Raw genomic sequence first — 1,905 nt, 5'->3', positions numbered from 1 at the left:
GGAATGGGTGCATTGGTATAACCACACCCGCCCCCATTCGCACTGCGGAGACCTCGCTCCAGCGCAGTTCGAGGAACACTACTACACTGAAACCAGTCGGCCAGTAGTGACTGGCATACCGCTATGAACTCTCCACCAAACTCGGGGCGATCCATTCATCCTGGCTCGAAGTTCGAATCAATCGAAACTCTTGCTGAAGTCGGTGTGCAGTCAGCGCCCTACGCCACGATCAAACCTAACTAATTTGAGCCAAGTCAGGCTGCTGATGTCCTGGCGTTCTTCACCCGACCGGGAACGTCGAACGGGCCTACTGAAGCGATCAATGGCAGGCTCGAACACCTACGGGGCTCAGCGCTGGGGTTCCGCAACCTCACGCACTACATCGCGAGATGTCTGCTCGAGTCCGGCGGCTTCAGACCGGTTCTACACTCTCAATTACAATGAGCCCGAAATCACAAGCAAAGCTCAAGGTCACGGAACCGAAGCACCGAAAGCAAGACAACCGTGAGCCAAGTCAGGTGCCCGCAGCTCAATCGATGAATTCGTCGTAAACGAATCTTGAAACAGCTTTCCAGGCCTTAGGCTTCGGATTGCCGTAATCGTACACGGGACGCCAATTCGGAAACTCGTTGAAGCCGTAGTTTGAGATACTGAGATCGAGGGCTTCTATCACTTGCGAATTCCGACTAAGCCAGCGACGATACAGCGATCCGTACAACACGACCTGGCCCAAATGAACAATGGACTTCCGGCCGTCCGATTGCCGTGCGATGATATATATCTGGGTAAATTCTGGCAGTTCAGTTCCAACCCAGTATTCCGGCCACCGCGGTGGCAGTGCCATCAGGATCTCTCGCGAACCGAGCACGTGCGTTTGATCGGGAGCTCTGTGCTTCGATACGACCACGGTCGAACCATTGAGTCGGACGCGTATCCCGCGACAGTTGAAGTGAATGTATTTGGCCGACATCGCGAGCGTAACGATTACGCAGGTGATCAGAGCGAAGCCTTCGGTTAGTAGGAAAGCCACCCAGAGCTCATTTGTCGAAAAATAGTCTCCTCCCCCTCCTATACTAGCTACGCCCAACAGTGATCCGAGAATTGGAAAGTAAATGGCAAGAAGCCTTAAAGCGACCCTCCAAGACGAGGCAATAGTCAAAACCGTAGGCGGAGCCTTGGTCTGTGCGTTGACTGGCCTACCTGCGCTTTCAATCACAACGCGCGCCAATTACGGTTACTTCTGGCGTTGTTTGCGACACCAATCACCCAGACATAGTTCTTGACAGACCGTCCGGCTCGGTAGGCAATTCTGACGTGGCGCCGCGGCCGTTTATAGTACGCTTTTGGATACGCTTTACGGAGACCTCGTTTCATCAATCCTCGTGTAACTCGACCCGCGTATACTCCTGTCACTGCAAACGCCGCAGATTCCGCTGCCTTTCCCCACTTCCTCTGCCTGGAGTAAGCTAACGTATATGCGATGCCACACGCGGCTCCGATTGGCTTGAAATACCCAGCGACTGCACATCCGGCTTCAATTCGCTTTCCCCATTTTGAGTTCGTCAACCATCGCGCGGCTTTGCCGCTATACCCCCATGCCCTTTTCGCCCACTTCTTTGCGCGCTTTGTCCATCGTTTTCCGTCGAGGTCGGTGTTGTTGATGGGGTCGGTGGGGTAGGCGTAGGGGGTGGGGGATCCTCCTTCTTCGGGGTCGGGGCTGGTGAAGCGTCCGGTGGTGGTGTTGTAGAGGCGTACTCCCATGAGGATGAGGCCGCTTGTGTCGGTGGCGCGTTCTTTGCTTTGTCCCGCGTCAAGTAGTTGGCAGGATTTCCTTGGTTTTGAATGTCGGGGTGGTGGGGTCGGCCAGGCCCAGGTGCACCTCCTTGGGCCGGTTCCATGAGATGG

General features: G+C 55.1%; 2 protein-coding genes and 1 pseudogene. 1 reads left to right on the top strand and 2 read right to left on the bottom strand.

Annotated features, from left to right (window positions below):
* Positions 1-255 precede the first annotated feature (255 nt).
* Positions 256-444: pseudogene (locus ACFFN1_RS13670) on the top strand (transposase); the annotation flags it as partial.
* A gap of 85 nt (positions 445-529) precedes the next feature.
* On the opposite strand, the gene ACFFN1_RS13665 reads toward ACFFN1_RS13670, so the two are convergent.
* Positions 530-1,030 carry a hypothetical protein gene (locus ACFFN1_RS13665; RefSeq protein ID WP_376841384.1) on the bottom strand — a complete coding sequence of 167 codons (501 nt, stop codon included), beginning with the start codon at positions 1,028-1,030 and terminating at the stop codon, positions 530-532.
* Positions 1,031-1,212: 182 nt separating this feature from the next.
* Positions 1,213-1,905 (bottom strand): RHS repeat-associated core domain-containing protein (locus ACFFN1_RS13660; RefSeq protein ID WP_376841382.1); only part of this gene is annotated, 693 nt, incomplete at its 5' end.

This window comes from Brevibacterium otitidis (assembly GCF_042429315.1).
Classification (GTDB): Bacteria; Actinomycetota; Actinomycetes; order Actinomycetales; family Brevibacteriaceae; genus Brevibacterium; species Brevibacterium otitidis.
Note: the sequence above shows the minus strand (reverse complement) of the source record. Positions and strands in the feature narration are given on the sequence as shown.